This is a genomic window from Arthrobacter sp. THG-b23 (assembly GCF_059091265.1).
In genome coordinates this window covers 668,300-693,081 of record NZ_JBNHGM010000001.1, presented here as the reverse complement: position 1 = coordinate 693,081, position 24,782 = coordinate 668,300, and the positions used below count along the sequence as shown (strand labels likewise).

Annotated in this window: 20 protein-coding genes; 11 read left to right on the top strand and 9 right to left on the bottom strand. The window is 60.2% G+C overall.

Features of this window, described 5'->3' with window-relative positions; genetic code table 11:
• Positions 1-254: 254 nt before the first annotated feature.
• Positions 255-2,378 carry a calcineurin-like phosphoesterase C-terminal domain-containing protein gene (locus AC5RVD_RS03345; protein WP_494125972.1) on the bottom strand — a complete coding sequence of 708 codons (2,124 nt, stop codon included), beginning with the start codon at positions 2,376-2,378 and terminating at the stop codon, positions 255-257.
• 701 nt (positions 2,379-3,079) lie between these two features.
• On the opposite strand from AC5RVD_RS03345, the gene AC5RVD_RS03340 reads away from it, so the two are divergent.
• Positions 3,080-4,252 carry a hypothetical protein gene (locus AC5RVD_RS03340; RefSeq protein WP_494125971.1) on the top strand — a complete coding sequence of 391 codons (1,173 nt, stop codon included), beginning with the start codon at positions 3,080-3,082 and terminating at the stop codon, positions 4,250-4,252.
• A 197-nt stretch (positions 4,253-4,449) separates the two neighbouring features.
• Here AC5RVD_RS03340 and AC5RVD_RS03335 read toward each other — a convergent pair whose 3' ends face one another.
• The gene (locus tag AC5RVD_RS03335; RefSeq protein WP_494126064.1) at positions 4,450-4,707 is read right to left on the bottom strand and encodes a transcriptional regulator; all 258 of its coding nucleotides are present in this window, start codon (positions 4,705-4,707) and stop codon (positions 4,450-4,452) included.
• A gap of 197 nt (positions 4,708-4,904) precedes the next feature.
• Between AC5RVD_RS03335 and AC5RVD_RS03330 the strand changes: the two genes are divergently transcribed.
• A complete protein-coding gene (locus AC5RVD_RS03330; protein ID WP_494125970.1) occupies positions 4,905-6,107 on the top strand; it encodes an AlbA family DNA-binding domain-containing protein in 1,203 nt (400 codons plus the stop codon).
• Positions 6,108-6,518: 411 nt separating this feature from the next.
• Here AC5RVD_RS03330 and AC5RVD_RS03325 read toward each other — a convergent pair whose 3' ends face one another.
• The 3 genes from AC5RVD_RS03325 to AC5RVD_RS03315 form a co-directional block, all read right to left on the bottom strand.
• Positions 6,519-9,554, bottom strand: a complete 3,036-nt coding sequence (locus tag AC5RVD_RS03325; protein ID WP_494125969.1) for an AfsR/SARP family transcriptional regulator — start codon at positions 9,552-9,554, stop codon at positions 6,519-6,521.
• A gap of 104 nt (positions 9,555-9,658) precedes the next feature.
• Positions 9,659-10,519, bottom strand: coding sequence for an MBL fold metallo-hydrolase (locus AC5RVD_RS03320; RefSeq protein WP_494125968.1), 861 nt, complete (start codon positions 10,517-10,519; stop codon positions 9,659-9,661).
• 50 nt (positions 10,520-10,569) lie between these two features.
• The gene (locus tag AC5RVD_RS03315) at positions 10,570-11,364 is read right to left on the bottom strand and encodes an HpcH/HpaI aldolase family protein (RefSeq protein WP_494125967.1); all 795 of its coding nucleotides are present in this window, start codon (positions 11,362-11,364) and stop codon (positions 10,570-10,572) included.
• 354 nt (positions 11,365-11,718) lie between these two features.
• On the opposite strand from AC5RVD_RS03315, the gene AC5RVD_RS03310 reads away from it, so the two are divergent.
• The 4 genes from AC5RVD_RS03310 (at position 11,719) to AC5RVD_RS03295 (ending at position 15,030) form a co-directional block, all read left to right on the top strand.
• On the top strand, positions 11,719-13,110 hold the full coding sequence (locus AC5RVD_RS03310) for an NtaA/DmoA family FMN-dependent monooxygenase (protein ID WP_494125966.1): 1,392 nt from the start codon (positions 11,719-11,721) through the stop codon (positions 13,108-13,110).
• A gap of 124 nt (positions 13,111-13,234) precedes the next feature.
• A complete protein-coding gene (locus AC5RVD_RS03305; protein WP_494125965.1) occupies positions 13,235-13,735 on the top strand; it encodes a flavin reductase family protein in 501 nt (166 codons plus the stop codon).
• Positions 13,736-14,056: 321 nt separating this feature from the next.
• A complete protein-coding gene (locus tag AC5RVD_RS03300) occupies positions 14,057-14,581 on the top strand; it encodes an NUDIX domain-containing protein (protein ID WP_494125964.1) in 525 nt (174 codons plus the stop codon).
• An 8-nt stretch (positions 14,582-14,589) separates the two neighbouring features.
• Positions 14,590-15,030, top strand: a complete 441-nt coding sequence (locus tag AC5RVD_RS03295; protein WP_494125963.1) for a riboflavin kinase — start codon at positions 14,590-14,592, stop codon at positions 15,028-15,030.
• A gap of 266 nt (positions 15,031-15,296) precedes the next feature.
• Here AC5RVD_RS03295 and AC5RVD_RS03290 read toward each other — a convergent pair whose 3' ends face one another.
• The 4 genes from AC5RVD_RS03290 to AC5RVD_RS03275 form a co-directional block, all read right to left on the bottom strand.
• A complete protein-coding gene (locus tag AC5RVD_RS03290; protein ID WP_494125962.1) occupies positions 15,297-16,007 on the bottom strand; it encodes an NADPH-dependent F420 reductase in 711 nt (236 codons plus the stop codon).
• Positions 16,008-16,305: 298 nt separating this feature from the next.
• Positions 16,306-17,676 carry an MFS transporter gene (locus AC5RVD_RS03285; RefSeq protein WP_494125961.1) on the bottom strand — a complete coding sequence of 457 codons (1,371 nt, stop codon included), beginning with the start codon at positions 17,674-17,676 and terminating at the stop codon, positions 16,306-16,308.
• Between the two features lie 129 nt (positions 17,677-17,805).
• Positions 17,806-18,912: a zinc-dependent alcohol dehydrogenase gene (locus AC5RVD_RS03280; protein ID WP_494125960.1), complete on the bottom strand. Its 1,107-nt coding sequence runs from the start codon at positions 18,910-18,912 to the stop codon at positions 17,806-17,808.
• 203 nt (positions 18,913-19,115) lie between these two features.
• Positions 19,116-20,045 carry a LysR family transcriptional regulator gene (locus AC5RVD_RS03275; RefSeq protein ID WP_494125959.1) on the bottom strand — a complete coding sequence of 310 codons (930 nt, stop codon included), beginning with the start codon at positions 20,043-20,045 and terminating at the stop codon, positions 19,116-19,118.
• A 138-nt stretch (positions 20,046-20,183) separates the two neighbouring features.
• Between AC5RVD_RS03275 and AC5RVD_RS03270 the strand changes: the two genes are divergently transcribed.
• The 5 genes from AC5RVD_RS03270 (at position 20,184) to AC5RVD_RS03250 (ending at position 24,721) form a co-directional block, all read left to right on the top strand.
• A complete protein-coding gene (locus AC5RVD_RS03270; protein ID WP_494125958.1) occupies positions 20,184-21,509 on the top strand; it encodes an NtaA/DmoA family FMN-dependent monooxygenase in 1,326 nt (441 codons plus the stop codon).
• Positions 21,506-22,018 carry a flavin reductase family protein gene (locus AC5RVD_RS03265; RefSeq protein ID WP_494125957.1) on the top strand — a complete coding sequence of 171 codons (513 nt, stop codon included), beginning with the start codon at positions 21,506-21,508 and terminating at the stop codon, positions 22,016-22,018. Before AC5RVD_RS03270 ends, AC5RVD_RS03265 begins: the two co-directional genes overlap by 4 nt.
• A gap of 17 nt (positions 22,019-22,035) precedes the next feature.
• Entirely contained in the window at positions 22,036-22,824 is a 789-nt protein-coding gene (locus AC5RVD_RS03260) for an HpcH/HpaI aldolase family protein (RefSeq protein WP_494125956.1), read from the top strand.
• A gap of 473 nt (positions 22,825-23,297) precedes the next feature.
• A complete protein-coding gene (locus AC5RVD_RS03255) occupies positions 23,298-23,840 on the top strand; it encodes an NUDIX domain-containing protein (protein WP_494125955.1) in 543 nt (180 codons plus the stop codon).
• A complete protein-coding gene (locus tag AC5RVD_RS03250) occupies positions 23,837-24,721 on the top strand; it encodes a riboflavin kinase (RefSeq protein WP_494125954.1) in 885 nt (294 codons plus the stop codon). Before AC5RVD_RS03255 ends, AC5RVD_RS03250 begins: the two co-directional genes overlap by 4 nt.
• Positions 24,722-24,782 lie beyond the last annotated feature (61 nt).

Genomic DNA, 24,782 nt, shown 5'->3' with positions numbered 1-24,782 from the left:
CCAAGCGGCATTTAACCAGGCAGGGGATCCACGGCTCCGGAGGGACGGTACAAGCCGCCAATCCGGCGCCGGCGCTCGTCGCATCGAGAGGATGCCTCAAAAACGGAAGCGTCCCCGGCTGAACGCCGGGGACGCTTACGGCCTGTACTTGAGGTTGATTAGCGGTCCTGCACGAGCCTGATCGGGCCCTGATCAGTCTGGCAGATGCAGCGCTTCCCGCCCGTGTTGCCGGCGGCCTGGCCGAGGACCGTGGATCACCACACGACGTCCTCGCCGAAGGTGTCCAGCCGGAAGCTCTGCTGTGGCCGTTCGTCGACGATCTCGAAGGCGAGGGTCTCGGTGTGTCCGTTGCCGTAGCGGTCGGTCCAGACCACCTCGGCCAGGTGCATGCCGTTCTCGAGGTCGGCCGACAGCGGGATGCGCCACAGGTGCGGCGACCCATCGGCGAGGTTGCCTTCTACCGGGCGCGGTGCGGAGGGTCCGTAGACCTGGCCGTTGTACAGGTGCAGGCCCTGGGCCTCCGGGTTCCCCGAGGTCGACTGGTAGGACATCCGGGCGCTGGTGAGCTGGCGGATCAGCGCCGACGGGTCGGACCACTCGACGCCGCGCCGGACCTCTTCACCCGCCGCGGGCTGAGTGATCTCCGCGGTGACGGGTTCGGCACCGTCGATCGAGACGGTGACGGTGGAGTCGGTGGTGCCCGCCCAGACGTTGGCGGTCAGGTAGGTGCCCCCGTCAAGGTCCTCGCGGGTAACCATGTTCTGATCCCCGAGATCACCCAGGGTGAGCGGAGGCACCGCGTCCTTGTGCTTGTTCTCCCAGGTGACGGGGTGTTCGTCGCGCCAGTCGATCAGGGTCTGCGCCCAGTGGCGGTAGTGCGGGGAGCTCAGGCCCAGGCCCATCTGGTCGCCGTCCCGGCCGGTGGCGTGGAAGGCGTGCCGGTAGTCGGTGCCGGAGAAGTCGAAGGTCCAGAAGCCCGGCAGCGCGCCGTCGCCCTGGAAGCTCATCGGCTGGCCGTCGACGTCGTAGTCCCCGGCGTACCAGTCTCCTGACACGGCGCCGGCGACGATGTGGTCGAACGGCACCGCCTTCACCCCCACGGCCTCCTCCCACGCCCCGAGGGAATCTCCCTCGGCCATCGACTCGACCCAGTGCGAATGACCGGACAGGGACAACGCCTCGCGTCCTTCGAGGAGTTCGTAGAGTGCACGGACGTCGTCGGTCTGGTGCTGGGCGCTGTCGGCGCCGGAGTGGGACACCAGCGGGATGTGCGTGGCGACCACGACGCGCTTGTCCTTGGGCACGGTGGCCAGATCCTTCTTGATCCAGGCCAGGGTGTCTTCCCCGAGGCGGCCGTTGTACGCCGGGGCGCCGGCCGGGTCCTCGCAGGCCGGCCGCTTGCCGTCGGCGTTGTCGTCCTCGGGCGTGCACGGGTATTTCACGTTGTTCAACGCCAGCACGTGTACCTCGCCGACATCATAGGAGTAGTTCTCCGGTCCCCAGTGCTGCCGGTAGGTATCGAACGACCATCGGGCGTCCGTGGCGTCGAAGTCCAAGTCGTGGTTGCCGGGGATCGCGCGCACAGGCATGCCCATCAGGCCCAGGGCCTCCTTCGCCCGGTCGTACATGCCCAGGTCATCGCCGGCGATATCGCCCAGCAACAGGGCGCCGCAGTCGGCGGCATCATAGGCCGCTGCTTCCCGCAGGGCACCGTTGCGCGCATGCGAAATCTCCTGGTTGGAGTAGGCCTGCGGATCGGCCAGCACCAGGCACCGAATGTCCTCGCCGGCCGAGGAGGGATTCCTGGTCAGCGGGAAGTTCACCTCGGCGGGCAGTTCCCCGGTGGGCTCCAGGCCGCCGAAGCGCAACTCCTGCTCGGTGGTGCCTTGGGGGGCGTGCGTGTAGGAGAACTGCGCGATGTTGTTCTCATCGACCGGGGTGTCCCAGCCGGCGGGCTTGGTGACGAAGAAGGTGTCCTTGTCCTGCGCCGGCAGCTCGTAGCGGCCCTTGGCATCGGTCTGGACCACCTCGCGGCCGTTGGACACCGTCACCCCCGAGATGCCCTTCTCGCCCTTATCCCGGATTGAGTTCTGGTTGGCGTCATCGAAGACCACACCATCCAGGACGTCCTCCCCGGTCTCACCCTTGGTGACGACTTCGGGACCGCCGACGTACGTCGTGGGGTCCACCCCATCATCGACGGGCTTGTCCCCGCGACCCTTGGCGGTGGCATGGGCCGGCGGGCTGCCCTCCGCGCTGGAGTGCTTCGGCGGATCCGCCGCAGCGATCTGCACGCCGAAGAACGCCAGCGGTGCCAGCAGGGCCAGGGCGGTGCCGCCCGTCAGGGCACGACGACGCCGGGAGACAGGGGAAGACATACAGAATCCTTTCGCCAGGGTGATTGCTGATGGAAGCAACCACTCAAGCTAGGACTTCCGTATGACCGACCGGTCCCTGTTCCGCCACGCCCGGGTGAACGGGCGGCAAAGCCTGGCCTGCCCGAGTGCCGGTGCCGGCACCAAGGCGGATAATTAGCCCTCCCAGCACCGCTTTCGCCCGTTTGTTCCTGTGCCGCCGTCATTGGCCTGTGCGGTCCTGTCTCCGGCTGTGTTCCGTACCTGATTATTCCGCCGCTGCGCAGCGGAGGGCCACACCCAGGTCACCCGCCGGACCCCGCCCTACGGTGCCTTCGGGCTTGGGGAAGACAAGCTCACCGCCGCCTGGACTTGTTGCCCGCCAACTAACAACCATCCCTGTGCCGAATGGCATCCCTCTTGCGGCTCTGCGGTCCCGTTGGCACCGATAAGAGCCGGCACGTTCCTGAACGCAGAAAAGGCCGACGTGCGGTCACCCTCAACGAACATATGCGCTGTTATCGGCGCTTCGTCCTTAACCTTGTTCAGCTCGAGCATGTTGTCAGTTAGGTTATTCGCTACGGCACCCAACTCGACATGGCGCGCGGCGCACCGCTCAATTGATGCGGCTCACACACGCGGCCGCCGTCGGCCGCCATCGGGGTAGGTGCACCGTCTGAAGTGCCGGTTTTCTAACGGCGCCGGATCAGAGGACGTAGGGCTAAATGGACGTAAGTCAGGAAAACGGCGACCCGGGCGTACGAGTGACAGGGACGGGTGGACGTAGTGCGGCCATCCCTGATGACCGCGTCCAGGGACTTGATGACTTCATTGCTGCATGGGAACCACAGGCAGAGACGCCTACGCCTCTGAGCTTCGGGGGCTGGCAAATGTCCGATGAAGAGCATCCTCCGGGCTGCGGCACGCCCGGATACCGAGTCGTCTACAAGACAATTCGTACCGTGGTCATCCCGCGCTTGAATATCGAGATGGGCAACTTGCGACTGGTCTTCGGCAACGATGCGGTTGTTCTGGGAGAACCCGTATTTGAAGGAACCTTATCTGCCCGGCAACCAGGGCATTTCCTGTTGCCTGAGTGGGGCAAGCTAAAGAATGAAGGCGACGCCTTCGACTACGAGTTCATGCAGAACGTCCAGGTGAACATTCAAGCACACCAGAGTGAGACTCCGGTGGGGAACTACGTGGAGTTCCTATACATCTTGGATGCCGACGTTCCGACTCAATATGAACAAATGGTAGCCGCCGGAAGAGCCGCCGTTTCGCCTTTGATTGTGATGCTGGACCTTCTGTACGGAGAACGCGTTCTTGGCCCCTTAATTACTGAGGAAATTGGTGAAGTACACAGCGATTGGCACTGGAACCGACTGCTGGGAGGCCGGACGGTTTCTCTCGAATCCCAAGCAACTCTTAAAGTATTGGAGGCGGCGGAAATCCTCCATGCACTCAAACCCAAGGTAGACCGCTTTACGGGCGCTTCTGCCCAGGCTCGTCAGCAGATAAGAGTTGCCTCTCAGTGGTACTGGGTGGCTGAATCCCAGGCCGACCCCGTGATGAGATTTATCGCCTACTGGCTCGTGCTTGAATCGCTCGAGTTGGGTGAGAACGCGAACATTGCTCCCTTGCGGCGGACCCTCGCCGAGATCCTTGGTGTAGGTGAACCAGTCATAAAGCAGCCTCTCGGACGGCTCTACGGCATTCGAAGCAAACTCGTTCACGGGAACAAACGTGCAATTGACGGACCGCAGTTGGATAGAGTCAAGGCATTAGCTCTGGCGATCCTGGAGAAGCATGCTTTTGGCGTTGTCTCCTCGGACCGAGTAAGGATCGTCAAGGCTGCTCTGATGCCCGATGCGGCATCGTCTGAAGACACGGCCTAACCCAAAGTTTGGGGACAAGTGTGGGGGCTTAGCTTTGCCCCCGTCTCTCATCAAAGGACCGTTTGTTAGGACGGAGCCCGCAGTTGGGCTACGGCTTGCTTTGATGCGGTATTGCCAAGGACTTGTCCTGTCTTATCAATTCGTCTCAGGCAGGTAAAATCTCGATTAGGCCCAACGGGGCCTTAAGTGGGACAAGATCAGATTATTGCTGTGCCGGCAATCTCTTGGAGGGCCCGTACATGGGCGTCGAATGCGCGTCTTCCTGTCGGAGAGAGTGAGAGCCACATGATTCGTCGCGCGTCGCCACGGTCCGCTGATGCTGCCTTGTGGGAGACAACGTAGCCAGATGTGACCAACGTCTTCACGTGCTTGGACAGGGTGGCGTCCGAGACATCCAGTGAAGTCCTTAGAACCGCAAAATCGAGCCGGTCGACGGGGCGGAGAAGTCCGCAGATGCGTAGGCGCAGTGGCGCATGAATGACCTCAAGCTCCGAACTGATGGGGGAGTGTCCCGCGCGAGTGTCCCGGTTCTAGGAAGTGGGACACCCCGCATAGCTCTACAGGAAGTGCCATCCTTCAGGCGACCCAGCGTAAATTGGATCGGTGGCGGCTTTCGCTGCACCTTTACCCGAGACAATCAAATGGGGGCAGAGTGGCAAAGATGTGGCAACCCGCCAACGAGGCAGACATCGTGGAGGGCATCCGAAGCGGAGCGTTGTCTGAGTCGCATTACGTTGAAGTCAAGGAACAGGCACGAAACGAACAAATTGCCCAGACACTGGCCAGTTTCGCCATCGACGGGGGAATGTTCATCATCGGCATCGCGGAGGTAAAGGAGGGCAACGGATCCAAGCGGCTCGTTCCCAAGCCTCTCGCCGTCGAGGGAATGGCTGAACGTATGGATGGCATCTCCCGGAACGCCATCGAGCCGCCACTGCCGGTAACGACCCGAGTGATTCAGGTAGGTGATGGCACAGGTTTTGTAGTGGTCACGGTCCCGCCGTCACCGCTCGCCCCGCACATGACAGGAAACAAGTACTACGGGCGAGGGGACGCATCGAAACACGCGTTATCAGACGCCGAAGTCCTGAGACATCATCAGCGCCGCCAAGAGCAAGCCGACCTCGGCATAAGACTTCTGGACATCGCCGAGGCGAGTGATTCCATTCCTCCCGGCGAACGCGAGTACGGGCATATATATCTCATCGCCGAACCGTTGATGCCAGTCAACGGCACGCTCGTGGAGCAGTTTATGGACGACAACGAAGCCCTCCTCAAATTCCTAGTTTCTGGTCATAACAAATGCAAGCCGAACCTGATCGATTTCTACCCCACGCCTCGGTACGCCACAACAATCAAGCATCGGGAACTCGGCATCTCGATGATGAATAGTGACGCTGACGGTGCCTCCCTGGTGCCGAGGCCGCCCGGTTTCGACGAAAAATCAATTCTCGACGTCCAATTGTTGGATTCGGGAGGGATTCGCATTCTGATAGGACACGGCACCACCAAGTGGACCCCTGAAGAGTCGTTCATCTGTGATGGGCTGGCGGTGGCATATGCTCAGCGGTTGACCTTCTGGACAAGCACTCTTAGTGAACGTTATGGATACCGTTCCCTGTGGACTCTTGGCCTGCGGATCAATGGTGTCAAGGGTCTACGGTCACACATGATGATGGACGACTGGAGCAGTTTCGAACCTCCTAAGACCATGCCCAGTGATGTTTACTCACGCACGATCACGGTCAGTGCCGATGCGCTGGAAACCTCACCCAATGATGCGGTCGAGTCACTGGTCGGGCGACTCCTTAAAATGCTTGGGACCACCCAGCATCATATAGGCAAAGTGGGCTAACAGGATTGCCAAGTCAGCCAGCTCGCGCGGCCACCTGTCCTAGGCATCGCAGCTGGCCGCTGAACTGGAGAAAAATAAGGTGCAATCTCATGTCGCATACCGAGAAACGCCAGACCGACTGAAGTTGGTGACCCATAAGGGGCACCCCGGCGGGTTTTTTGCGGGCGGGGTATACGCGAATCTAAGAAGCCAGTACTTGTATGGGATTTTCCCGGCAGGGGAGCGGTGCGTAAGTGTCGCGGTGAAGGACCGGCTTGCGGGACGGCGGTGAGGTCTAGGGGCCGGGCTCTTGTGGAAGCAAGCTGTGGCCGGCATGCAAGATGCGCAAAAGTTGTTGCGCTCATTCTTGTCGGGGTGGAGGACCGGCAAATCCGATGGGTGTTCCCGTCCCGGCATTATCGAAGGCATTCGTCACCATGTGGACGAGAGCGACTCAAACAGACGGTGGGTGCCGCCGGAAGGCTCTAGTCCTTCCCGTGATAGCGCTTTGATGCACTGCCGGTAGGCCTGAATGAGACCATCGCGGTCGTGGAACTGATGGTGAATCCTCATCAATGAGCGCCATCCCGATTCATGTAGCGGTTCGCTTGTGAGAGCTCCTTTGAGCAGGGCATGAGCCTCTATAAGGTTATTGGTGTCGACCAGCGCTTGAGCGAGGGTGAAGCGCGCCTGCGACTCGATGAATGCAAGATGGTTCCTCCGTTGCACTGTCCAGTCAGATTCGATTCCTTGAAGGTAGGCGCCCCCACCGGCGATAGACAGGCTTTCCCTCAGAGCATTGATCCGGTTGGCACCACGCAGGCGGGAAGCTTCAATTGCGAGGCGTTCCATCCGGCGGGACTCGCTCAAGACCACGACGGAGGGATTGATGCTAATGGACTCGCTCTCCACAACGAATCCGTCAGGGGGCAGGATTTGACGCAACCACTTCAGCAACTGCCGTAAGTATGTGCGCGCCTGCGGGGTGTCACCGTCAAAGATCGACATGAGCAACTGTGACCTGGAGGCCCGAATATTCGGTTGCTCTAGCAGGTAGGCGAGAAGCTCGTAGGTTTTGGCGAGACGCACGGTTGCGGTCTTTCCGTTTACCCTCAAGGCTGGCTGGCCCATGTCTAACAGCACGGCGGTGGGGTGGGGCGACGAGACGGTGACGTACGGGCCGTCCAGTAGGGGGCGAACCAGGTGGTGCCACTCGGTGTCGAGCTCGCTCTCAGCGTCTAGCCTACGAGCTGCAACGGCCGGAAAATCCGCCAGCGCCTGCATGAGCAGGTGATTGGTACCAAGTTGTGCAGCCGCCTGCATAGCGAGGTCAGCAGCAGAATCTGCCTCGTCGGTGTTTCCTCCCCGCCATTCTGCTTCGGACAGGTACACGGCCGCTGTCGAAAGCTCGAGTCGGTGGTCATTCTCAACCATCGAGTCCACTACACGTCGCAACAGTGCCAATGCAGCATGGTCGTCGCCTTGTAACAGCAGAGCGTGCCCCCGCCAGAGGTCGGCGAGCTCTTTCAGCAGCGCGTACACGGGCTGGGAATCACAGCGGGCGAGGAAGGTGAGGGCGAGTTGAGGGTTGCGATAGTGGCGGAGGGCGATCTTGGCTTGCACGATCGCTGCTACGACCATGTGGAAAGAATCTCCTGCCTCGAGCGCTGTCTCGTACCCGCGGTGTGCAGTCTCTTGCGCCTCGTCTATGAGCCCCGCATCCGCAAGCACCTCGGGGGCTGCCAAAGTCAACAACTGTGTTTGGCCGAAACTCGAGGAGTAAGTGCGATAAGTGTCCAAGGCCGCCTGCGTGCGCCCTTGCACTCGGAGAGCCGCAATTCTGAAGGGTGCAATGATCACTTCGGCGACCCATGAGTCGGGTCTGGGTATAAGACTGTCGAGACGGCCGAGAAAGTAGTCACATTGAAATGTGAGTACGTCAAGTGGTGTGCCGGAGGCGGCCGGTCGTGGTTTTGGTCGGCCCGGCATCATGAGTGATTCTCCGTAGCGGAGGGCTTCGAGGCCACGCGAGGACGCGGCCATGCGTATCGTGCGCTGAAAATCTTCTATCTTGCCGACCCGCATGTACAACCAGCCGAGCATCTCTGCGGCCCGCATCGGGTCGGGGAACGCATCCATGCCTAGGTTCTTCGTAACATCCTCGGCAAGAACAATTGCCTCCGATACGTGATCCTTGGCTACCAGCATGGAAAGTCGCGCGAGTGTGAATTCGGTCGGCCGTTGCTCTGATTCTTCGGCTTCGAACTCGGCGATCCACGAGTGTGCGAGTTCTAGGTCTCCTCGATCGATGACGTGTGTGATGGCCCGCCGCGCTGATGCGAATGCCGACCTGCGATCCCCTGCAAGCAGGTATTTAGCGACTGCGCCTTCATGGTCGCCATCTTGGATGAGAATGTGCGCATGACGACGGTTGATGTCACTCTGCTCGTCCGGATGGAGTTGAAGGAACTCTCTCTCGAGCTGATCGCGCAATGAGGAGTGCATTCGGACGGACAACGAAGTACGGCTCCACGACGACGGAAGGTGATAATTGCGGAGGCTGATGAGTCGAGCCTGTGCGTCCTGAAGACCAAGCGTGAGCGCCTTCTCGACGTTGACCTCTGGAAGGACGGAACTTCGTACCAAGAAGTCTTTATCTGTTGGGTTCAGACCATCGAGGAGCTGCTGATATAGCAGCTCGTGCATGTGTTGCCTCTCCTCAGGACCTGATGAATCCGCCTGGTCAGGACCGAAGACGACACCTGCGAGCCAGCCATCGACCGACTGTAGTCGTTCCACGAGGTTAGCGGTTGATCGGCCGTGCCGGGTGAGGATTTCTGCCGCGTCGTCGGGCGTCAGCGCGAAGGCTGCAGGTTTGACACGTGCGACAGAAACCGACGCTGAAAACTCGAGTGCGCTCGGATCGATCGGACTGCGGCTGATCAGAACCAATCGGGATCGGGCCGGTAGATATCGAATGAAGGAGGCGATGGCTTGAAGAGTCGATTCAGACTGGGTGACCGCTTCATAGTTGTCGAAGACGAATAGGAGCTCGCGGTCGTCAAGGGACTCGGCGATCAGGCCGGCCACTTCTCCGGGAGGCAGTTGAGACATGAGCACACTCGCCTCGGTTCCGTTTCGGTCAGACTGGAGTGCAGCGACAGCGGCGTCGAGATAGGCGAGGAAGCGCCCTGGCGACCGGTCGGTGGTGTCGAGTCGTATCCATGCAACAGGCCAACCGAGCAGTTTGGAGGCGGAAACGACAGCGACCGACTTGCCTGACCCGCCTGCTGCCGAGAGAAGCGTCAGATTGTGTGCCCGTATGACTGCGGCGAGGTGCTTCTCAAGCCGTTGCCTCGACCAGAACTCCGCGGGTAGTTCTGGTGGGGAGATTTTCCGCCGAATCATAGAAGGCGGCTTTGGAACCGCAGACGCCGGATCCCCAGGCGGCGTGGATGATTTACTCACAGACTTCATAGTGCGATCTAGGTCTTCTTCTTCGGGTATCCGTCGAGGCCTCGACTCGACGGATACCCGCGCTAGGTGGGAAAACGTTGTTTTCCGGGAGACGCTTACCCCCGGTCGGCGACGAAGCGAGCTCTGCCATCTGGAGCAGTAACCAGGTAGCCGGCGGTGAAGGCAGGGTAGTGTGTTCCGATGATCAGCACGTCAGAATCGGAGTACTGCTCCATCAGACTGCGCCGCGTGGCGGTCGAACGCTCGACGTCGACGTCCGACACCTGACCCCAACTAGGCTGAATCCATTGGATCGGATGGTGTGTTGCATCCCCGGTAATGATAGCCTCCTGGGTCCCGGATTTGATCTTGAGTGAGATGTGCCCGCGGGTATGACCAGGTGTCGCCATGAATTTGATGGATTCAGTGAGCTGGTGGTCGGTGCCAACCTGATCCACGACGCCAGCATCAATCAGCGGTTGGATGGTGTGCGCCGCACCTTCTGACTGTGCCTCGAACGGCTCGTGTTCGTGCCAGGCGGCGACCGCCTCCGACGGGAAAACGTACCGCGCGTTGGGGAAAGTTGGTACCCATATGCCGTCGCGTTTCACGGTGTTACGCCCAACATGATCGATGTGGAGATGCGTGCAGACGACGTAGTCCACACTTTCCGGTGGGAAACCCGCGCTCGTGAGAGCGTCGATGTAGTCCGTGCCTGATAAGTCTGCATCGGGTAGTTGGCTGCCCATGCCGGTATCAACCACGATTCGCTTGCCGTCTGCAGAGACAAGTAAGGACTGGACGGCGAGGAGAAGCTGGTCTTCGTCGTCGATGAAGTCAGGGTATAACCAGTCGCGGTTCTCGCGAACCAGTGCCGTGCTTGAGCCGGGGAACAAGACTTCGGCCTTGAGAGGCGAGACCATCTCGGCGAGCTTCGTTACAGTGACGTCGCCGATTGTCCAGGTGGTGTGTTCCATGTTTTCCCTTTGTAGTGGATTGAATAACAGGCATTGAGCAACGCTGTGGTTCAGGCGGAGACCTGCGAGACGTGTACGTTCTCACGTGCTCGACTGAGTTGGGTACGCAACTGCGTGACCAACAAGTTAAAGTCATTCTCGATCGTCCCGAAGTCTCCGCCCTCGAAGCCGTATCCGATTGGAGCTCCGATCTTCTTGCCGGCTCCATGCACGACCTCGACACTCTGGTTCCAGATGCCTACCAGCTCGGCTGCCGAAGCCGGATTGAACATGCCGCCCGGAAGATCCAGGTCCTGCGACAAGTCAGCGAGGCCGAAGAAGACGTAGTCGATCCCGTCAACAGCGACGATCTCGGCAAGGTTGTCGACACCTTCCTTAGTTTCAATCAGCGGAATAAGGAGCACATTCGCGTTCGATGCTGAGCGATGCTCATACCACTGATCGCCGACCGCCCACCTTGCACCCTCAACAGTCGGGCACATGCCGCGGCCTCCGGGCGTGTATTGCGTGGCTCGCAGCGCTGCTTGGGCCTGTGCGGCCGTGCCGATCTTCGGCACGACGATCCCATGCGCACCGACATCGAGAGTCGCCTGTATCTGTGCCGGATCGTTTGTTAGCACGCGCACAATTGGCGTGATTCCGTTCGCTTCGGCGGCCCGGATATGGTTCGCCGTTGCGACGGTGTCGTTGGGTCCGTGCTCGCGGTCGATTATTACAAAGTCGATCCCTGTCGTCGCAGCGGCTGCCGTGATCGCTGGATCGATTGACATGACAAATACGCCGGCGGGTGGCCGGCGTATTTCCACCATCTGGTCGAACTTCTGCCGTGCGTTCATACGTGGCATGTGGCGTCTCCTTTGGCGTCTTTTAGTTGTCATGTGACCTCCCGTGGCGGTGCGCTAAGCCGTGCGGAAGGGGGTACCGGTGGTAGGCGACCCGCGGGCTCCCGCCGGCCGGCGGATCCGCTAGCAGCAGACGACCAACCCTCGCCCGGTGGGGTGCCTGGTGTAATCAGCATCGCCACCCACCGTGATCCATGCGTGATCTGTGACTCGCCTCACGATCACGTTGGAATCACATGGCCCGGTGAAGCTCAATACTGACGCCGCTGAAATGGACAGGATCGTCCCAACGGATCAGCGGCCGGGCGCCGCTCATGCGCGAGCCCATGAATGCACAAGCTGACAAAGGAGAAGTCGATGACTGACCACAAACCCGGCCGTATGCGTTTCACACACTTCACGAGCTTCGCTCCTGCTGGGCCACCGGGGGCCATGTGGACCCATCCAAAAGCTCGAGACTTCGACTACCTCAACCTCGAGCACTGGATTAGCCTGGCTCAGGCGCTAGAAAGCGCGAAGTTCGATGCAATTTTCTGGGCCGACCACAGCAGTGTTCATGACATTTACCAAGGGTCGTATGCGACGGCGGTTCGCGAAGCGATGCAGTTCCCGCTCGGAGACCCTTTGTCACTGACCGCAGCGCTTGCAAGCTCGACGTCGGACCTCGGCTTCGCCTTCAGTGCCAACGTGATCCAGGATCACCCGTACGCGTTCGCTCGTCGGTTGTCCACCCTCGACCATTTGACGCGTGGACGCATCGCCTGGAACATCGTGACATCCTTTCAGCCATCGGCTTGGGCGAACCTGGGACGCGGCAACGTCGCGGCGCACTCTGAACGCTACGAGCAGGCCGAGGAATATCTCCAGGTCCTTTACAAGTTGCTTGAGGGGTCGTGGGAGGACGACGCTGTCGTGCGTGACCTGGAGCGCCGGGTCTACGCAGACGCCGAGAAGGTTCACACGATCAACCACACGGGCAAGTACTTTAACGTGCCCGGTATCCACACGCTCGAGCCATCCCCTCAGCGCGTCCCATTCCTGTTCCAGGCAGGCTCGTCAAACGACGGGCGGAAGTTTGCGTCCCGCAATGCTGAGGCGATGTTTATTGCCGCGCATAATCCGCGCGGAGCCGCTGAGGTTATTGCCGACGTGAACCGCCGCCTCGAGGCCGCTGGTCGACGCACCGGCGACATCCTTTTCTTCGTGCACCGCAACTTCATTGTTGGATCGACGGAAGAGGAAGCCAAGCGCAAGAGTGCTGAGGCTGACGAGTACCTGAGCAGCGAGGCGAATCTCGTCTTCGCAAGTTCCACGATGGGCACCGACCTCTCGGCGATCGATCTCGACAAGCCCGTGGGCAACTTTGAGACAAACTCCCTTCAGGGCCAGTTCAAAGCGCTAGCCGAAGCGGCTCCCGATAAGAGTTGGACGTTCCGCGAGGTGGTCATGGCGATGACGACCTCTCGCGCAGTGGGTACGCCCGAGCAGATCGCAGACGAAGTTCAGGCGTGGAAGGACGCTGGCGTCGACGGCATCAACGTCACCATGATCACCGGACCAAATGAGACGTACGAATTCCTTGAGCACGCTGTGCCTGAGTTGCAGAGCCGGGGGCTCATGCAGAGCCAGTACTCTCCCGGAACTTTGCGCCAGAAAATGTTTGCCGGAACGGAGGCTGCCAGCGGTTCGCGTCTGAACGGTAGGCACCCTGCGGCACACCTGCGGCCGTCCCAGGTCCTCACCAGCTAGGGGGCAGGGCTGCCTGCCGCAACGCGTGGAGCGGCGGCAGGCAGCTTCGACCCTCCCGTAACGGCGGACTGCTGCTCCATAACCCCTGGAACAGCTTGCCTCGATCACAATGGAAGGAACGGATATGAACAACACCACCACGCTAGACGTCAGTCCGAAGCGGATGCGCGAGGTCCTAGGACATTTCGCTTCGGGATTGACCATCATTACAGCATCCACTGGCAACGGGCCAATCGGCTTCACATGCCAGTCCTTTGCCTCCCTCTCGCTGGAACCGGCCTTGGTCACTTTCAGTCCTGCCCGGTCATCAACCACTTGGCCGGCAATCCGAGAAACCAGGAAATTCTGCATCAACGTTCTCCCTGAAGAGCACCGGGAACTGTCCGGTCAGTTTGCCCGGTCCGGAACGGACAAATTCGAAGGCGTCTGCCATTCAATGTCCCCGCTGGGCAATCCGATCCTGGATAACGCGCTGGCTTGGGTCGACTGTGAACTGTTCGAGGAGTATGACGGAGGCGATCACACGATCGTCCTGGGCCAAGTCAGGGCCATGGAGGCCCGAGGTGACGCCGACCCCCTCCTCTTCTTCAAGGGTCAATACCTCCGCGCTGCTGCGCTGGTATAAAAATTCGTGCCGATGGCGCCAGCGCCGGCGAGGCGGGGGTGGATTGTCGTGAACGTTGCCGGCGCTGTCCGCCTTCGCGTTCCCGGCGGGCCAGCTCGACGCTGTGGGGCATCGCTAAGAGAAGGTGGTTTTAGTCCCTTCGGAGCGGCACGCTCTCGTATGCGCACGATTACCGCTCTATCGAGCGGCGTTTTCCTTCGGAGAACCGCGGGTGCGCTGACTTGACGTGAACTTTGCGGCTGCTGACGGCTTGGCCGTTGTCGCCAGCGGTAGCCAAGGAAAGAAGTGCCCGACCCAGGGGCAAGTTGTTAGGACAGGATAATGAGCACAACCAATCCATCTCCTAGCGTCAGGTTTCCCTCTGATGCTGCACCTGAGATCACACCGGATCACGTGGTCATCGCTGCGGTGGTCGAGTGGCGGGGCAAGATTGCCCTGTTCAGAAGGAGCCGCAGCCTTGGCCACGACAGCGGTCGTTGGCACTGCGTTACCGGATTTGTGGAGGCCGGGGCAACGCCTGAACAGCAGGCTTTTGAAGAGCTTTTTGAAGAAGCGGGCCTGCAAACCAAAGACCTCCTGGACCTACGTCAGGGACCGGACCTGGTGGTCCTTGACGGCTCCGGATCCCCATGGCTTGTGCACACGTTCACTGCCCGCACCTCTCGGCGGCGGTTGAAAATCGACCTGGAACACGATTCTTACCGGTGGACCGCCCCGCATAAGGTGAAGCGCTTTGCCAACCGGGTCAGCTGGCTGGACAACGTACTCGAGGCAACCGGTCACAGCCCGCAACCCTCCCGGCATGCCACTAGGCCGAACTATAACCAAACCTGCCAAGATCAGTGAGTGAGCCAATGAAAGTTATGACCAAAGCCGGCGCCCGAAACAGCGGCGCCTTCCGGCTTGAAGGCGTAGTTGAGCATGGTGATGCCCGTGGCCGGGAGCTTGGTTATCCCACGGCCAACATTTCCGTGCTGGACGCGAAGATCCGGGACGGTGTCTGGGCGGGCACTGTCTCCCTTGGGCCGGAAGGGCTAGGCGAGACATATGCTGCCGCTGTCTCAGTGGGGTGCCGCCCGACGTATTACCGCCAAGGAACGCGACTGCTGGAAGCTCACCTTCTGGACTACACCGGCGACTTGTACGATCGCATCGTTATGGTGAGTCTGCACGTTTATATCCGCCCCCAGCGCAGATTCCAGGGAACCGATGAACTGGTAACCCAGATCAGGGACGACGTGGCGTGCGCCCGTAACTGGGCCCTGGGTGCTGGCGAGGAATTATTTTGGTCGTGAGAGATCACGCGCGGCAATCCGAAGCACCGCATCGGACCAGCGGTTCACGGCCGCACCATGTCGCATTGACGGACCGCCTTGCGCGACACAGCAGCCGTATCTGACCCGCCCAAATTTGGGCTCCAGTTTGAATGAGTGCGCGTGCGGAGCCTCCCGTCGTTCAGAAGGTGATTAACTGCCTTGTCTAACGTGCGGCACCCCGCTGCCCGGCACACGCTCGGCGCGCGCCCTGGGCAGCGGGGTGGCGGTCAGGTATTTAGCAAGACCTACATTAATGCGCGCTGACGTTCTGCCGCGGCGTCAAAATCCTGCAACTGATCCCGGAGCTTGTGGTATTTTCCGATGTCTGTCCGGGTGGTCTTGGCCAGCCCCGCCCGCAACTGGTCGGCGGTCATGTCCTTACAGTACGTCGGGGTGCCGGGTTGTAGGCGCCAGGACTGCTCCAGCTCGCCCCCGTCGACGGGATCGAAACCGATCTGGTCGACCAACGCGAACACCTTCCGTTTGTCCTGTGTGGCCGGTCCGGCGACGGTCAGTCCGAGACGTTGGCCGGTACCGGCCGTTCCTTTGTGCTTCAAACTCGGGGCGGCGATGTTGTTGAACACCTTAAACACCGGCCGCTCCAGACGGGACGCAACCCACTCGCTGTCGGTTATGCCCTGTTCGATGTCGTCAATGATTCCGTCCCGGACCGGGTAGTAGTTGCCGGTGTCGATCACGATCGGAACCGATGAGAGGGCGGACAGGACGTTCTCCGGGAACTTCCCGATCGCGTTTTGCGGAACGCTGAGGATCGCGACATCGGCGCCCCGGGCGGCCTCTGCCGCCCACATCGGTGTGATGTTGTCCTCACCCTCGAAGTCTGTGAGGGTCGAGGGTGACTTCGAGTTTGCGATCCGGACGCGGTGTCCGACAGATGCAAGCTTCCTTGCGAGTGTTCCCCCGATGTAGCCGGCTCCTATGATTCCGATTTCCATGCTTACCATTCTTCAACCTCTTTCTGTCGCTGTGAGTTTCTTCGCTCTTACCGCATTTCTCCCCTGCTGTGGCAGGGGATCCGCGCCCTAACGCCTACTGCTCAAACCGTCCCTACCTTCAAGTCCAGTCAAGGGGCCACCTGTGATCCTGCTTGATACGAGGGTGATATCCAGAGCTCTGTGCGCCTGTCCGGGGTCCATGGGAGCGATGAACGATAGCGGACGCTTATCTATGAGTGGCGCCCCAGTGCCGGGACCGAGCCTGAGCCCAGCCCCGGCACTGAAGTGCGCGTGATCGTCAACCTTTGGACGAGATTGCCTCGAGCGACCGGTTTGTTGTGCGCGGGCCGAACAGCCACGTCACAAGCCCGGTGAGGGTGAGCCCGACGGCGAGTATGACGTAGAGCGTTTGGAAGCCAAGCGCGGCATAAATGCCGGCGATTGAAAGGCCGGCAATTATTCCGGCGATGCGCCCGAATCCGCTTACGACGCCTGCTCCCACTCCTCGTACATTTGTGGGGAATACTTCGGGCAGGTAGGTGTAGAAAGTTACAGCCATGATCGAAGTGGAGAATTGCGCCGCGAACCCAGCTGCCATGCTGATGGCGGTCGATTCGGCAAAAGCGAAGACGATAAGCGATGCGGCGCCTAGAACGGCACCGATAAGCATTGTCGTTTTCCGCTCGAGCTTGTCGGCAACGGGGAAGAGCAACACCGGTGCGAGCAAGGACGCGAACGATAGGACGCTTGCAAATCCAAGCGCCTCAGCCTGGGGCATACCTCGATCGGTGAGGATCGTGGGGATCCAGGAGATGAACCCGTAGAGGCAGTAAAGATAGAGGAAGAACGCGATGGACATAACCACAAGCCGCTTGAAGTACTCCGGCCGGAACAGGTCGCGGAACGAACCTTGTTTGACCTCGGGGAGGTCGGCCTCCGGGGCGGCGAGGGTGCCTCCTTTGGCCAGCACGCTGGCTTCGAGTTTGGCGACGATGCGTTCAGCCTTTTCCTCTTTACCCTGGGTGCTGAGCCAACGGACTGTCTCTGGTAACCACAGTGCGGCGGCGAGGGCGATGAGTAGGCCAGCCGCGCCGATGACGAAGACCCACCGCCATGCTTCGAGGCCTGTGGGGGCGATTGCGAGTGCGGTCAGCGCCGTGACCGGCCCGCCGACGTAACCGACAAATGTTAAGACCGTGAAAGCCCGTCCGCGGGTGCTTCTCGGGAACATCTCGCTCAAATACACCATAAGAACGCCAGTGGCAGCTTGCACACCGATGCCAGTGAGTACGCGGCTAAGAGTCAGAATCTCATAATTGGGTGCGATAGCCGAGACCAGAGACATTGCAGAATAGAAGACAGAGCCCCAGATAAGGACTGGACGCCTGCCAAACCGGTCGGACAACCGCCCGCCGGCGACGGCACCCACAAGCATCCCAAGGAATACGGATGACGTAATCACGCCAACCTGGCCAAGTGAAAGGCCCCAGTTTTCTCGAATAGACGGCGCAACGAACGCGAAAACGGTATTGTCGAACGTTTCGACCAGATAGGCGGCTCCGAGGAGAATGACCCATACCAAGTGGTATTTGGTAGTGGGGAGCCTGTCGAGCCGGGCGTTGAGGCTTGGCCCCGCCACCACGGTGTTCGTGTCAGAAGAATTGACCATAGCAGTCTGCTCTCTAGTGGTTGTTTTGAAAACCCTCTTCATCTGCGGAGAGGGCATGGCGGGCTACGGCCACGGGAAAGGGCCGGCGCCGCCTGTGTGCAGGTAAACCGGGTAGGTCCAGGGTGAAGGTCAGCTCAGCATGAACTCTGGTTTGACGACGACATTGATCGCCTGTTCGCCCGGTACAGCTCCCTTGAGTGTGTCGAGAGCAAGCGGTAGCTGATCAAAGCCAAAGACGTGCGTTCGGAGTTTCTCAACCGGTACCTTGCCCTCAGCAATGAGGTTTGCCGCCATGGCGAAGGCTTGATGCTTGGCGCCGATCGAGCCGATGATGCGGATCCCTTTTGAGACAATTTTGTCGATGGGGAAATCGGGTACAGTGCGGGATTTGACGCCAATGGCTACGAGGGTGCCTCCCGGGCGGAGCATCTCGATGGCGTCAAGCAGCGGTTTTGTGGCACCGGGCGACGTATCGACAACAATGTCGAATCCTCGCCCCTGGGTTACTTCGTGTGCCCGGTCGACGGCATCCTCTTGTTCGACGTCAACAGCGGCGTCTGCCCCGAACTCAAGGGCGAGGTCCAGCTTATGCCGGTCACGCGTGAGGCCTGTGGTCATGATGGTTCCGGCACCTCCTGCGCGGGCGGCCAGGATGGAAGACAGGCCGCGCTGCCCACAGCCAAGGACGGCGACGGACGCACCGATCGTCGTGCCCGGGGTCAAAACAGCCCATTGGATTCCGCCTGCGAGAGGATTCCACAACGTGGCGTCAAGGGGGTCGGTCTCCTCGGGGAAAGGGTAGAGAATTGTGTTCGGACTAACGTAGGCATGTGTGGAGTAGCCGCCCCACAGGCTCGGTGCATTGGTGGTTGGAATAAACCCGTAGGTGGCGGGGCTAAAGTCCCATCCTGTGCAGAAGGCGGCCTCATCCCGGCGGCATGCCGGACACCGCCCGCACCCGAGGAGAGGGTTGACGGCGACACGGTCCCCGACCTTAAGCCCATCCCGCCTTGGCCCTCCAGGGCCTAAACCTTCGAGGACACCGACGATTTCGTGGCCGTTGATGCGAGGCAGAGTGTGGGACAGGAATGTCCCCTCGTACGCTTCGATGTCGCTGGCACAGACGCCGTTCGCCTCAACGCGGACAATTGCTTCGCCTTCCTTGAGTTTTGGAAGCGCGAACTCCTGGAACTCGCATTGGCGTGGACCTGTTTGAACGAGAGCGGTGGCGGTCATGAATAGTCTTTCTCCGAAAATGGCTCATCCCAACCCCGTGTACACTCCCACCTCTCTTGAGGTGACTGTGCCGCACTTTGGCGCCTTCCTGCCTTCGATGGTGGCGGGAAGGGTGACCTGAGTTACAGACCAATGGAAGCAGGTGTGATGCACGTTATCCAATGCATTTCGTCACTGCCTAATTGCACTGCATGCAATTGACCTCACGCCGATCTTTCGCGATGTCTTTGAAGAGCCTTTTGGAGGAGGTCGAAGGCGATGTCCGCAGCGTTTCTGGCGTTGGCCGTCATCAGTTCCTGCGGGGGTGACATGAGTACGTACTGCGTCCTCAGAGAGTTATCGGTTTCAAGATTGGCCAGAACCGTGAGGCCGAGATCTGGGCGCAAATCTGCAAGGAGTTCGCTTGCTACGAGGATGTAATCGGTACGTTGCGCCAGTGCAGCCAGCAGTGCGTAGTCGTCCGTTATGACGGTGGGTTCGTGGAGTCCCAGGCGTTCTATTTCTGGCTTCGCCCATGTCTCTGCGACGAACGTTCCCGCTGCCACTGGGTATCTCATGAGGTCATCTGCTGATCCTGTGGACTGCAGCAAGGGGTGGCCTTGCCTGACCAGGAGCGAGACTGTTCCACCCTCAAAGTTTCTAGCCTCGAAGCGGTTCGTTATGGCGAAGTTGTCCGAGCCTGCCGGAACTCCGCCGATGTAGAAGTCCAGTTCATTGCGGGACAGCATCCAGTTGAGTCTGGAGTTCGTTTCCAGCGTCACATGCACTCTGGGGCACTGATCAAGGATTTTGGGCAAGAGGCTGGGCATGAACATAGCGGCCGTGAGGGACCCCACTCCCATCCGCACCGGCTCCGATCGACTCCCGTCCCGCAGGGTCTGGATTTCGTGCGCGACATGCTCGGATCGTGCGAGGAGGTCTTCGGCGAGGCGAATCAGTTCAGTGCCTTCACTGGTCAGGAAGGATCCGGAGCGGCCGCGCTCAAAGATGGCAAATCCCACTTCCCTTTCCAGGTTTTGCACACTCCTGGTTAGTGCTGATTGTGAAAGCGGCAGCGCAGCTGCAGCAGCTATGAAACTTCCTTCGCGTGCTACCGCAAGAACGTGCCGTAGTTTGTGCAGATCAATTTCCATACCCTCCATAGTATGCGGTCAGCGCATGTGACGACCGCATAAATGCATTGGACAAAAGTGGTTGTCTCTCATGAAATGGATGTAACCCAAATCACGAGATGAAAAGGTGTGTGAGACGTGTCCCCTCGTTCTGATCACATGGCGCTGGCTGCTTTTGCTTCCGCGTCGACTACTTACGGCTCCATCGGTTCCTGGATGCATCCTCGTACGGATCCGCGGATTCTGGAGCCGGACTACTACATCAACCTAGCGAGGACCCTTGATCAGGGCGGCTTCGACCTTCTCTTTTTCGATGATCGCCTGGCGATGCCGGCGGCATATCGGAATTCGATTGAGGCCACCGCCAAGTTTGGTTCACGCGCCGTGAAGCTCGACCTGCTCACTATCCTGGCCCTGGTTGCTTCGCACACGCAGCGCATCGGCTTGGGGGCCACCTACTCGACGACCCACTACACCCCCTACCACGTCGCGCGTGCCTTCGCGACGTTGGATCATCTGTCGCGTGGCCGGGCCGTGTGGAATATCGTCACTTCACTTAATTCCAATGAGTCGGAAAACTTTGGCACCGAGTACCTGGATCCGGAAACCCGATACGACCGGGCGGATGAATTCCTCGAGATCACGACTGGTCTTTGGGAGAGCTGGGAACGAGATGCACTTCAGATGAACCGGGAAACGGGCGTGTTTGCCGATCCCGCCAAGGTCCACGAAGTGAACTACATGGGTAAGTGGCTCTCATCTCGGGGTCCCTTGACCGTTCCGCAGCCCCCGCAGGGATGGCCTGTTCTCCTTCAGGCAGGACAGTCCGGTCGGGGCGTCGAGTTTGCCTCTCGCTGGGCTGACATGACATTTACCGGTCCGCGCAATCTTCAAAAGGCCCAGGAGCACTACCAAAACCAAACGGAGCAGCTGTTGGCAGCCGGGCGTGAGGCGGGTTCGCTCAAAGTGTTGCCTGCTGTCCAGGTCATCGTCGCTGAGGATGCGGAAACAGCCCAGGCGCGAAGCCGGTTCTTCGACTCCTTGTCTTCGGCGGAAGAAGAACTCATCGTCCTTTCCGAGCAGGCGAATTTCGACTTCAGCCAGCTGCCCATGGACGAACCCATTCCCGACAATTACCTGGATGCTGTAAAGGGGGCCAAGGGACTTGTCCAGAAGTATGTGGAAGCCGCCCGCGACGAATTCGGCCCGCAGGCCACCCTTCGTCAATTGGCGGAGAGCCAGGCACGCAACAGCGCGGTGCGCTTTGTCGGCGATGCCAACCAAGTGGCCGACCAGATGAGCGAATGGTTCCTGGGAGAGGCATGCGATGGTTTTGCCATCATTCCCGCGGACACCCCCGGTTCGTTTGAAGACTTCGTCCGATTCGTTGTTCCGGTCCTGCGCCAGCGAGGACTGCTTGCGGATGCCCAGGAGGGCGCCACGCTGAGAGATCGGCTGTCCCTGAGCAGGAGGGCTTCTCGATGACTGCCGAATCCCTTGCCACCGCCGGATTCAGTGACCAGATATTCCGTAGTTCCCTGGGGAACTACGCCTCCGGTGTGACTGTAATTACCGCTTCGGAAGGGGGCGAGCTTGTCGGCTTTACCTGCCAGTCCTTTTTCAGCCTTTCCGTCGATCCGCCCCTGGTAGCCTTCAGCGTCATGGCGTCATCTACGTCGTACCCGAAGCTGAGGAACAGCCCGTCCTTCGCTATCAATGTACTGGCTGCAGACCAGGCGAACATTTCAAACCAGTTCGCCAGGAGCGGCACGGACAAGTGGGCAGGCGTCTCATGGAGTTCAAGCGAGCTGGGCAACCCTGTCCTCGATGGGAGCGTGCTGACTCTCGACTGCACGCCCTACCGGGAGTACGAAGGCGGAGACCATACCCTGGTCGTCGCCCGCGTGGAAGACATCAAAGTGAACGACACCGCGAATCCCCTGCTGTTTTTCCGAGGAAAATACGCACAGATCGAACAACCTGCCCAGGTCTGACTATGAAAGGAAACCAGATGGCAATGAAACGCGCCCGCGCCGCATTCAATTCGATCCTCGCCGAAGGCCGTAGGCCGACCGGCGTGTTCGTCATGTCCAAAGATGCATCCACCACGGCTGTTTACGGTGCATCCGGCTACGACTGGGTGCTGATTGACCGCGAACACGGTGTCATGGACAACTGTCACATGGTCAGCCACCTGCTGGCAGCCCAAGCGACCGGCCTCGTGTCGATCGTGCGTGTGCTTGAGAACAACCCCACACTGATTCAGCAATCATTGGATGCGGGTGCACAGGGCATTCTCGTCCCGAAAATCGGATCAGCCGATGAAGCCCGGCGCGCGGTCGCGGCCACGCGCTACCAGGCCGGAGGACGAGGCATGTGCCCGGTCGTTCCCGCGACAAACTTCTCGGGCAGCAACTGGAACGGCTACAGCACCGAGATGAACGACAACGTAATCCTCATGCCGCTGATCGAGACCAAGCGCGGCGTCGACAACATCGAAGACATCGTCTCGGTGGACGGCGTGGACCATATCTTCTTCGGGCTCGCCGACCTCTCGCAGGATATGGGCATCGACATGGAGGCAGACCTGGACCAGCTGGTGGAAATATGGGAACACGTAGCAACGACTGCCCACAAACACGGTGTCCGTGCTGGAGCCCCGCTCGGCTTCGGCTTCGACAGACTGGCCGACTTCGGCAGCCTGGACAGCGACCTGTCGACGCTGCGTGCGGCAGCTGAACGGTCGATTGCCACGTACCGAGACTCCGAACCAGAGTTAGTGGAGCACCAACCCGTCTAACCCGCCAGGTGACCAGAGTTACCAGTGCAGTTTGCGTGCCGGCTCTCTGATGGAACTCGCCGAAGGCGGGGTATTCCGTTGGCGAGCTGGCATCCCACCCTCCCCTCTGGGTTCATTACCGCGGTGTTGACCATACGGCCATCCCCGTCTCAGCTATGGGGACGGCCCAGGGTGCCAAGAGCGCTGAAGGTTTTTATGGCCGCCCTCACATACTTGTTCACAGGAGGGTGGCTGTGATGAACCGCGCCTTTGGGACGCCATGGTTTTGAAAGATGGCAGTGTGGCTCGAGGACTTGGTTCACGAGGTTTCGTAGGCGACGCCCCCGGATTTCTCTGTTTGAGGTGAAAAAGGACGGCTGTACGCCCCCGCATCTTCGAACAGGCGGCGTTGCACGGCCCGAGAATTGGGGCGGGAGCCGAACTCCCTGCAGCCAAGGGAACGCCCTTGAGAACAGGTTGTAAGGACAGGAAAGATGAGCACGATCGATGCATTCCCTGGTATCAGATTTCCCGTTAATACCACGTATGACATCCCTTCGGACCGCACCGTCATTGCTGTCGTCGTCGAGTGGCGAGGCAGGATCGCCCTGTTCAGAAGGAGCGGGCGTCCAAGCCACGACAGCGGCCGATGGCACTGCATTACCGGATACTTCGAGGCCGGAGCAACGCCTGAACAGCAGGCTCTTGAAGAACTGTTTGAAGAAACAGGGCTGCAGGCCAAAGACCTCCTGGACTTCCGGCAGGGACCCGAACTGATGCTCGCCGACGCATCGGGAGAACCCTGGCTAGTGCACACTTTCACAGCCCTGACCTCCCGCCGCCGGCTGCGACTTAACTGGGAGCACGACTGCTACCGGTGGACCGCCCCCTACAAGGCCACGCGCTTCACTAACCGGGTCAGCTGGCTGGAGGACGTGCTCGAGGCAACCGGCCACCGCCCCGCGACCGCCCCGGCACCAGCCTTGGTCAGGCACCACGATCCCCACAACCTGCAAGATCAAGTAGCGAGCCAATGAAAACCATCACCAAAGCCGATTCCTCCTCCGGTACCGGTCGTTCGCAGCCAGGCCCCGCCGCCGGGGCTGAAACCGGCGGAATCATCCGAGTTGAAGGTGTAGTGGAGCATGGTGATGCCCGCGGGCGAGAGCTTGGCTATCCGACGGCCAACATCTGCGTGCCGGACGGCGGCATCCGGGACGGCGTCTGGGCAGGCACCGTGCACCTAGTGCGGGAAGGGCAAGGCGAGACCTTCACTGCCGCCGTCTCGGTGGGGCGCCGTCCGACGTATTACCGTAAAGGCACCCGGTTGCTGGAAGCCCACCTGCTGGACTACAGCGGCGACTTGTACGGATGCATCGTTCAGGTTGCTCTGCACGCTTACATACGCCCCCAGCGACGATTCCACGGAACTGATGAACTCGCAGCCCAAATCCGGGACGACGTGGCATGCGCGCGGTCGTGGGCCGCCAGCGCCTGCCAGAATCTGGCCGTGAGAGATCAAGGGCACGAAACCGCAGGTACCACAGCAAATCATCAGTCCCTAGCCACACCTATTACTCCGAAGCAGCGACCACCACTGGCCCAACCGGGCCCTGCCACTGCTGTCCCAGCCTCCGGAAGCCAAGTGACACTCAACAGAGCAACGCCGCGTAAGCACGTCGAATGGAGACTGCTGACCAATGCGCTGGTGGAGATTCGCCACAAAGGCCACGTCATCAGAACCGGCTTCGTGGAAGACGCCATGCCCGACTCCTCGGCGCTTTGGATTGCCGCGGACGGCAACTGCCCGCGCCAAATGTTTGAAGCATCCGAGGGCCACCAGGTGTGGGTGACGCCCCAGGAACTGCCCGGGCACCTCCGCTACCTGATGGCTACGAAACGGGAACGCCCACGATGACCTCAGGGCACCTTGATGGCAGGAGCGGTAAGGCTTTCCAATTCAGAGGCTGTACTGAACC

What these genes read in the sequence shown, in the direction of transcription:
- AC5RVD_RS03345 (WP_494125972.1), bottom strand. Translation starts at nt 2,378, where the DNA reads ATGTCTTCCCCTGTCTCCCGGCGTCGTCGTGCCCTGACGGGCGGCACC.
- AC5RVD_RS03340 (WP_494125971.1), top strand. Translation starts at nt 3,080, where the DNA reads ATGGACGTAAGTCAGGAAAACGGCGACCCGGGCGTACGAGTGACAGGG.
- AC5RVD_RS03320 (WP_494125968.1), bottom strand. Translation starts at nt 10,519, where the DNA reads ATGGAACACACCACCTGGACAATCGGCGACGTCACTGTAACGAAGCTC.
- AC5RVD_RS03315 (WP_494125967.1), bottom strand. Translation starts at nt 11,364, where the DNA reads ATGCCACGTATGAACGCACGGCAGAAGTTCGACCAGATGGTGGAAATA.
- AC5RVD_RS03310 (WP_494125966.1), top strand. Translation starts at nt 11,719, where the DNA reads ATGACTGACCACAAACCCGGCCGTATGCGTTTCACACACTTCACGAGC.
- AC5RVD_RS03305 (WP_494125965.1), top strand. Translation starts at nt 13,235, where the DNA reads ATGAACAACACCACCACGCTAGACGTCAGTCCGAAGCGGATGCGCGAG.
- AC5RVD_RS03300 (WP_494125964.1), top strand. Translation starts at nt 14,057, where the DNA reads ATGAGCACAACCAATCCATCTCCTAGCGTCAGGTTTCCCTCTGATGCT.
- AC5RVD_RS03295 (WP_494125963.1), top strand. Translation starts at nt 14,590, where the DNA reads ATGAAAGTTATGACCAAAGCCGGCGCCCGAAACAGCGGCGCCTTCCGG.
- AC5RVD_RS03290 (WP_494125962.1), bottom strand. Translation starts at nt 16,007, where the DNA reads ATGGAAATCGGAATCATAGGAGCCGGCTACATCGGGGGAACACTCGCA.
- AC5RVD_RS03285 (WP_494125961.1), bottom strand. Translation starts at nt 17,676, where the DNA reads ATGGTCAATTCTTCTGACACGAACACCGTGGTGGCGGGGCCAAGCCTC.
- AC5RVD_RS03280 (WP_494125960.1), bottom strand. Translation starts at nt 18,912, where the DNA reads ATGACCGCCACCGCTCTCGTTCAAACAGGTCCACGCCAATGCGAGTTC.
- AC5RVD_RS03275 (WP_494125959.1), bottom strand. Translation starts at nt 20,045, where the DNA reads ATGGAAATTGATCTGCACAAACTACGGCACGTTCTTGCGGTAGCACGC.
- AC5RVD_RS03270 (WP_494125958.1), top strand. Translation starts at nt 20,184, where the DNA reads ATGGCGCTGGCTGCTTTTGCTTCCGCGTCGACTACTTACGGCTCCATC.
- AC5RVD_RS03265 (WP_494125957.1), top strand. Translation starts at nt 21,506, where the DNA reads ATGACTGCCGAATCCCTTGCCACCGCCGGATTCAGTGACCAGATATTC.
- AC5RVD_RS03260 (WP_494125956.1), top strand. Translation starts at nt 22,036, where the DNA reads ATGGCAATGAAACGCGCCCGCGCCGCATTCAATTCGATCCTCGCCGAA.
- AC5RVD_RS03255 (WP_494125955.1), top strand. Translation starts at nt 23,298, where the DNA reads ATGAGCACGATCGATGCATTCCCTGGTATCAGATTTCCCGTTAATACC.
- AC5RVD_RS03250 (WP_494125954.1), top strand. Translation starts at nt 23,837, where the DNA reads ATGAAAACCATCACCAAAGCCGATTCCTCCTCCGGTACCGGTCGTTCG.